This window comes from Sphingomonas segetis, assembly GCF_009720245.1.
Lineage (GTDB): Bacteria > Pseudomonadota > Alphaproteobacteria > Sphingomonadales > Sphingomonadaceae > Sphingomicrobium > Sphingomicrobium segetis.
On record NZ_WJSQ01000142.1, the window covers coordinates 1 to 6,983 of the forward strand.

Annotated in this window: 8 protein-coding genes; 1 reads left to right on the forward strand and 7 read right to left on the reverse strand. The window is 67.0% G+C overall.

Annotation, left to right across the window (positions count from 1 at the left end; genetic code table 11):
• Window positions 1-878: putative bifunctional diguanylate cyclase/phosphodiesterase (locus tag GH737_RS11900; protein ID WP_155265026.1), on the forward strand; the 878-nt coding region annotated here is incomplete at its 5' end.
• Between the two features lie 48 nt (window positions 879-926).
• Here the strand turns inward: GH737_RS11900 and GH737_RS11905 are convergent.
• From GH737_RS11905 to GH737_RS11935, 7 genes are all read right to left on the reverse strand, one after another.
• Window positions 927-2,420 carry an ABC transporter permease gene (locus tag GH737_RS11905; protein ID WP_196233134.1) on the reverse strand — a complete coding sequence of 498 codons (1,494 nt, stop codon included), beginning with the start codon at window positions 2,418-2,420 and terminating at the stop codon, window positions 927-929.
• On the reverse strand, window positions 2,417-3,334 hold the full coding sequence (locus tag GH737_RS11910) for an ABC transporter ATP-binding protein (RefSeq protein ID WP_230558789.1): 918 nt from the start codon (window positions 3,332-3,334) through the stop codon (window positions 2,417-2,419). Before GH737_RS11910 ends, GH737_RS11905 begins: the two co-directional genes overlap by 4 nt.
• A 75-nt stretch (window positions 3,335-3,409) precedes the next feature.
• Entirely contained in the window at window positions 3,410-4,348 is a 939-nt protein-coding gene (locus GH737_RS11915; RefSeq protein WP_196233135.1) for a phosphatase PAP2 family protein, read from the reverse strand.
• A 103-nt stretch (window positions 4,349-4,451) separates the two neighbouring features.
• Window positions 4,452-5,138 (reverse strand): ferritin-like domain-containing protein, encoded by a 687-nt coding sequence (locus tag GH737_RS11920; protein ID WP_155265030.1) that lies wholly within the window; start codon window positions 5,136-5,138, stop codon window positions 4,452-4,454.
• Window positions 5,139-5,166: 28 nt separating this feature from the next.
• Window positions 5,167-5,400 carry a hypothetical protein gene (locus GH737_RS11925; RefSeq protein ID WP_155265031.1) on the reverse strand — a complete coding sequence of 78 codons (234 nt, stop codon included), beginning with the start codon at window positions 5,398-5,400 and terminating at the stop codon, window positions 5,167-5,169.
• 70 nt (window positions 5,401-5,470) lie between these two features.
• Window positions 5,471-5,623: a hypothetical protein gene (locus GH737_RS11930; protein ID WP_155265032.1), complete on the reverse strand. Its 153-nt coding sequence runs from the start codon at window positions 5,621-5,623 to the stop codon at window positions 5,471-5,473.
• A gap of 143 nt (window positions 5,624-5,766) precedes the next feature.
• Window positions 5,767-6,983 (reverse strand): L,D-transpeptidase family protein (locus tag GH737_RS11935; RefSeq protein ID WP_155265033.1); only part of this gene is annotated, 1,217 nt, incomplete at its 5' end.

Below are 6,983 nucleotides of genomic sequence, written 5' to 3' on the forward strand. Positions count from 1 at the left end.
GCGCCGGCCGTAATGGCTTCGCGTGGTTCGACGATCAGCTCGAGCTCGAGCTCTCCGACCGCCTCAAACTGGAGGAAGGAATCCGCGCCGGCATTCGCCGCGGCGACTTCGTCCCCTATTTCCAGCCGTTGATCGACCTCGCCACCCAGGAGATCGCCGGGTTCGAAGCGCTCGCCCGCTGGCGCTCGCCCGACGGTTCGATGATGGACGCCGAGCATTTCATCGAGGCGGCCGAGCGCACTGGCCTCATCGGACCGCTGTCAATGAGCGTCGTCGAACAGGCGATGAAGGAAGCGCGCGACTGGCCGCCGCACCTCAAGCTGGCGGTCAATGTCTCGCCCGTGCAGTTTCGCGAGCCGCTGCTCGCCGAGCATATCCTGAAGCTGCTTTCCGCCACCGGCTTCCCGGCGAACCGGCTCGAAATCGAGATCACCGAAGCCTCTCTGCTCGAAGACCGCGACCAGGTGATGACCATCATCGAGAGCCTCAAGAACGTCGGCGTGCGCATCTCGCTCGACGATTTCGGCACCGGCTATGCGAGCCTGGCGCAGGTCAACCGCCTGCCGCTCGACCGGATCAAGATCGACAAGAGCTTCATCACCACCATCGTGAAGAGCCAGCGCACCGCCGAGATCGTCAACACCATCGCCGCGCTCGGCCACACGCTCGACGTGCCGATCAGCGCGGAAGGGGTGGAATCCGAACAGATCCGCGCGGCGCTCGAGCAGTTCGGCTGCTCGGAAGCGCAAGGCTGGCTGTTCGGCCGCGCCGTCTCGGGCGATGCGGTGCGGACCTTCCTTCGGATGAGCGACGCCGGGGTCGGCCCCGAGGAGGGGCAGAGCGGCGCAGTGCCGTCAAAGGCGCGCAGATCGAGTTAGTCCGGAAAGGCGGCTCCCCGCCCAAGTCCGGGATGGCGTTGTGCGAACTCAGCTCGGCACCGCGCGCATTCGCGAAATCACTTCGCGGACGTTCGGCCGCTGGCCCTGCGCGAGGAGGCTCGCGCGGAACAGGCGGCCGAGAAGCACCATCTCGGCGGCGGTGAAGGCAGCGAGCAGGATGCCGGTGCCGACGACCTCCCACGTCGGGATCCCGAGCCCGAGCCGCGCCAGCACCGCGAAGGGGGTCCAGATCGGCACCCAGGTCAGCACCTCCATCAGCACGCCGCCGTTGTTGCCACCGAGCACCGCCTGCATCAGGATCGTGATGGGGAGCAGGATCAGCAGCAGCACCGGCATCAGATAGCCCTGCGCGTCGCGCATCGAATCGCTCATCGCGCCGATCGCGAGGAACATGATGGCGATCGTAACGTAGCCGACCACGAAGAAGTAGATCAGCGCGAGGATCGTGCCCGGTGAGGTCAGCGGGTCGAGCGCCGGGCGGATGAGGTCGGCGATGGCGCCGTGGGTCGCATAGCCGGCGAAGATTCCGCACCCGACCCACACCGCGATCATGAACAGCCCGACGCCCGCGGTCCCTAGCAATTTCCCGTACATCAGCTCCTGCGGGCTGACACAGGCGAGGACCGTTTCGAGCAGCTTGTTCGAGCGCTCCTCGACCGTCCCCTGGAGCATCCAGCTTCCCGACAGCATCAGGCTGATCATCAGCAGATAGGCAGCGGCGAGGGGCAGGATCGAGCGCACCAGCATCGCCTCGCGCGCGCCGCCGCCCGGCGGGGGAGTCGAGATGGCGAGCGTCGGCGCGATCGTGCTCGCGCTCTCGGCTGCATCAGGAGAGACTCCCTGGGCCGCGAGGAAGCGCGTCCTGAGGCCGCGCGTCAGTACGTCCTGGACGATGCCGACGAACTGCTGCGACGGCTGCTTGTTGGCCCACAGTCGCACCAGCGGGCTCTCGCCGAAGCTCGCCGGGATGAGGATTATATAGTCCACCGCCTTCGCGTCCTTGTCGGTGGGCTTGAGCACCGGCTTCAGCGCGCGGTCGAGCTGCGCGTCCGGCACCTTCGCGAGCGACGCGGGGACCGGAACCAGCTCAAAATCCGGCTCCGGCGGCGTGAACTCCGGCGTGTCTTCCGCCTTAACCCGCGCGATCTTCGCCTTGGCCGCGGCTGGGCCGCCTTCCGCGACGAAGCGCGCGACGTCGGCGTCACTGTACCAGCGGTCGTGCTGCGCCCACAAAGCCGCTGGGTCGGCGCGTTCGAGATGGTGGCGCTGGACGTAGCGCGACAAAGCGGAGAGCTTGTCGCGCGCTTCGTCGAGCTTGAACCGTTGCCCGAGCGCCTGGGCCTCGCTTCCGCCGGTCCGGTCGATGATCATGACGCGGTCGGCCTGGTCCTTGTCGAACAGTTGCGGCGCGACCGCGCCGGCGGCGATCGACAACGGCATGATCAGCAGGGTCAGCCAGAAGCTGCGCATGCTCGCGATCTGGCGGAACTCGCGCGCGGCGACGATCAGGACGTTCTTCATTGCTCGGTCTCCGGCGTTCCGACGATGTGCACGAACACGTCGTGCAGGCTGGCGTGGACCTGTTCGAACCGGCGCAGCGGGAATTGCTCGGCGACGCATTGCTCGAGCACGTGGCCGGGCTCGACGCCGGGCTCGAGACGAACGTCCCAGCGCCGCCAGCCCGGCTCCGCCTCGCCGTGATCCTCGGCGCTCTCGACGCCGGGAAGCCGCGACGGATCGTTCTTGGCCACGAGCGCAAGCCGCGCAGGCAGCTGCGCGCGCGCGTCGTCGAGCGTCCCCTCAAACATCTTGCGGCCGCGGCCGAGCAGCAGCAGCCAATCGCACAGGCGCTCGGCGTGCTGCATGACATGGGTGGAGAAGACGACCGTCGACCCGCCGGCAGAAATCCGTCGGATTTCGTCCTCGAGCAGGCCCTGGTTGACGGGATCGAGACCGGAGAATGGCTCGTCGAGGATGAGCAGCCGGGGGCGGTTGACCAGCGCGGTCGCAAGCTGGACCTTCTGCGCCATGCCCTTCGACAGCTTGTCGACGGTCTGTTTCGTGCTCGCCGCGAGCCCGAAACGGTCGAGCAGCGCCGCCCCCTCGAGCTTCGCGTCGGCGGCGGTCATGCCCTTGAGCCGCCCGAAATAAGCGATCGTGTCGAGCGCCGTCATCTGGCGGTAAAGGCCGCGTTCCTCGGGCAGGAAGCCGATGTCGGCAGCATTCTCGCGCCCGGGCGGGCGCCCGAGCACCTCGATCTTGCCGCTCGTCGGGCGGATGATGTCGAGCACCATGCGCAGCGAGGTTGTCTTCCCCGCGCCGTTGCCGCCAAGGAAGCCGAACACGGTGCCCTGTTCGACAGAGAAACTGAGATCGTCGACGGCAATCGTCTGGTCGAAGCGCTTGCTCACGCGCTCCAGCGTCAAAACGCTCAAATCATTCTCCCCGCCCCGGATTCGTGCTGTTTAAGTCAGTTCGGCGGGCACGCAACGGGTGCGGGCACGGATTGCTCAATCAAGTAAGTCGGGCTGGCCGTGTTCGGACGATGCCGCGTCGCTCGCGCCGCGGCGGTTCTGGATGACGCGCGCCAGCTGCCAGACGGCGAGCATGCCCAGCGCACCCGCCAGCCCGTCGCTCGCATAATGCCAGCCGAGCTGCACCGAGCCTATCCAGATCAGCACGAAATAGAAGAAGGCGGGCAGCGCGGCACGGGGCACGATCGTGCGGGCCATGAGGAAGATCCACAGGCTGATCGCGACGTGGATCGACGGGACCGCCGAAATTCCCGCGACCAGTCCCGGATCGCCACCCGCGAACGCCGCCCACATCCGGTCGGATTCGCCAATCGCCAGCCATGCGCCGCGCGCGCGGAGCGTCTCGGCGAGCGGCGCAAAGGCGCTGCCGCCGTACAACCGGTCGTAGAATATCGGCCCCACCGACGACAGGAGGACCGCCGCCACCGCGCCGAGAATGAACCAGGCGAGGCTGTAGGCGATCAGCGCGCGCGACTTGGCGGGCGTCGGGCGCGACAGGATCAGCAAAAACAGGATCACCGACTGCACCGGGAGCCAGCAGCCGTACAGCCAATCGAGCGGAACGACCGCCCAGCCGAGCAGCGCGTCGAGCAGGCGCCACGGATCTGCGCCAAACAGCCAGCGCTCGGCGTCCGCGATCGGCCGGTCGAGCCAGAACGGCACTTCCGCGGGGATCGCATATTTGAGCGGCAGGAACGCGCTTGCGGCGATGGCGGCCACAACCGTGCCGGCGAGAACCGCCAGCCACGGCGCGCCACTCGGCGGCAAGCCCAGCGCGAGCCGCAGCGCTACCGCGATTCCAAGCCCCAAGAAGGCGAGGCCGACATAGGTCGCGACGTAGGGAACGGGCGCCACCCCGAGCAGCCAGATCGTCGCCCACCACAGCAGCTCGACCGCGGTGACGGCGACCAGCACAGGCAGCCATGCCCGGTCAGGGCCCGCCCAGGCGGCGGCTCTGCCACCCCGCGCGATGCGTGCGGAGGAGCGCGCCGCGAAATTGTAGCTGCTCGAAATCGCTTCAGCCGTTCGCAGCCACCGGCGCACCGTGATGCGTGGCGTCGAAGTCGTGCTCGTCGGGCCAGCCCGAGCGGCGGGACAGACGGGGAGTCGCGAACAGGAGCGGAAGCTTGATGAACAACAGCTCGCCGTGAATGTAGCGGTCGATCGCCCGCTCCCACCAGTTCGGCGGCCGCCGCCCGTGCACACTCAGCCACTCGTCATAGGGCGCCCAGTGGCTTGGCTCGTCGCGCTCGATGATCCGGAAGATTTTCACCAGCCGCGAGTCGCGGCGCACGATCGGGTGGCGAAGCAGGATTCGGACCTGGCGATGGCCGCGCCGCTCGGTCAGCGAGACCACCCGGCACATCCGCTCGAACAGTTCGTCGCGCTTGACGATCTGCATGGGGTCGAGCGCGTCGATCGCCGACCCGAACATGATCCCGACGAAACGGTCGATATGCCCGCACGCGCGGTCGACCGCGATCGGCATCACGCCGCGGCGCTCGAACCAGCGACGGAACATCATATAGTGCTTGCGCTCGTCGGCGCGGTGTTTGGCGAGCCTGGCGATGAATGCCGCGTCGTCCGGCCAGCGCGTTCGCACCGCCTCGATCACGCCGTCGATGGCCGTATATCCCCGATGCTCGTTGTAGATGTAAATCGAGCCGAGCAGGTCCAGATACCGCTGTTCAAACCAACCACGCATCAAACCTCGCTAACTCGCCGCGTTTCGGTCAGCTTCTGATCCTCACTCGAAGCTCAGCGAGCTTTTCAGGCCCGAAGATCGTTCCGTCGCTCCGGTAGATTTCGAGCTGACGCTCCCTGTCCTCGAAGAACTCGATCTCCCACCGCTCGTCGACGAGCGCGACTTCGATCATGACCGCACCTTCCCGGACCGAGGTCAGGCTGAAGTACGTCCGCGTCGACTCGAGCTCGCGGATGAACTCGTGCAGGCTCGGAATGGCCATTGGCAGAGCTTAGGCCACGCGGCCGAATGTCTGCAATGGTGGAAAGCGGGCCGGTGCGCCCGGCGGCTCTTTACTCGTTCACCGGCTTGTTGAGGCCCTTCCAGAATGTCATCGGGCCGCCGGCAATGGTGGGGATATCGACCCGCTGCTGGCCGAGCATCACCGCACCGGTGATGCCGAAGACGAACCACACGCAGATCGCCCCAATAATGTACGGCTTCATCGCGCCCTCCCGGCTCGACCGCGTGAATGCAGCGTCGAGCCAAATGATTGCACTGAGGCATAGAGCCGAAACCCTTTACAAGGGGTGTCCGCAAGCGGGCGGGCTACTGTCCGGTTTGGGTCGACGGCAACGTTCGGGGCTGGCTACTTCTTCCCAGCCGACGCGGTAGCGATCGCCTTGTCGCTGGCGCCTCCGCTCGCGCCGTCCAGCTTGTACACGTCATCCGCGAACGCGATGGTCTCGCCGTCGGGGCGCGCGGTGAGGTAGCTGATGTAGATCGGCACGCCTTCCTTGCCGATGCGGACGTTCTGCTCGGCGTCGTCGCCGGGCACCGGGGGCGGGCCGCCGAACAGCCACTCGGCGAGTGCCGGCGGGCGCTCGACGCGGACACAGCCAAGGCTGAGATTGCGCTTTGATTTGTCGAACAGGTCCTTGTGCGGCGTGTCGTGGAGGAAGATCCCGTAATCATTGACGAAGCCGAACTTCATCTTGCCCATCATGTTGTGCGGTCCGGTGAGTTGGCGGATGTGCGCCTCGACCTTGCCGGCCGCGACCGCCTTCCAATCGATCGTCTCGGGATCGACCGGCACTTCCTTGTCGCCGCCGAACGCCTCGACGGTCTCGTAGCGGGCCGCTTTCAGATATTTGACGCCGCGCTTGATGACGATCGGCGCGACCTTCCGCTTCGCCACGTCCTGCGGGATGTGCCAATAGGGGTTGAAGGTCACATACCAGATCTTTCCGGCGAGCAGCGGCGTCGCGAAATCAGGCTTGCCGACGATCACCTTCATCGTGTCGACGACATTGCCGTTCTCGAGCATCATCAGCTCGGCATTCGCGGCATCGACGACGATCGCGCGGCCGGCGCCGGGGACCAGCCGAAGCCGGTCGAGCGTGGCGGTGACGTGCGGGTCCGACTGCTGCCCGCTCGCGATCGCATCGGCGCGGAGCGTCGCGTAGAAGCTGTTGACGTTCGACACCGCGTCGATGTGTGCGGCGAGCGAGGGCGCCGCGAGCGCATCGGAGAGGATTTCGCGCGGAGCGGGCGGCTTGAGCTGGAGCGTCGGGTCGCCGAAGCTGATGCCTTCGACAGGCCGCTTGAGCGCCTGGACGTAGCGCACCCAGGCGGTCGAGATGATCTGGTCGTCGGCAGGGGTCCCGCTGGCGAGCGCCGTCTCGACCGAGGCGGCTAGGGCGGGTCCTTCGGTGAGGCCGTCGATCGGCGCGCGCCTGAGGATCTCCACCAGCTTGGCGGTCGCCGCGCGGCTCTCCGGACTGCGCAGCCAGATGAGGTTGCCGGGGCGCGCGGCGTAGAAAGGCGCGACATTGCTATCCGCGGCGGGGGCAGGGGCGAGAGCCG

Bases quoted from the DNA above. Each gene is read 5' to 3' on its own strand.
- GH737_RS11905 (WP_196233134.1), bottom strand. From the start codon at position 2,420: ATGAAGAACGTCCTGATCGTCGCCGCGCGCGAGTTCCGCCAGATCGCG.
- GH737_RS11920 (WP_155265030.1), bottom strand. From the start codon at position 5,138: ATGCGTGGTTGGTTTGAACAGCGGTATCTGGACCTGCTCGGCTCGATT.
- GH737_RS11925 (WP_155265031.1), bottom strand. From the start codon at position 5,400: ATGGCCATTCCGAGCCTGCACGAGTTCATCCGCGAGCTCGAGTCGACG.
- GH737_RS11930 (WP_155265032.1), bottom strand. From the start codon at position 5,623: ATGAAGCCGTACATTATTGGGGCGATCTGCGTGTGGTTCGTCTTCGGC.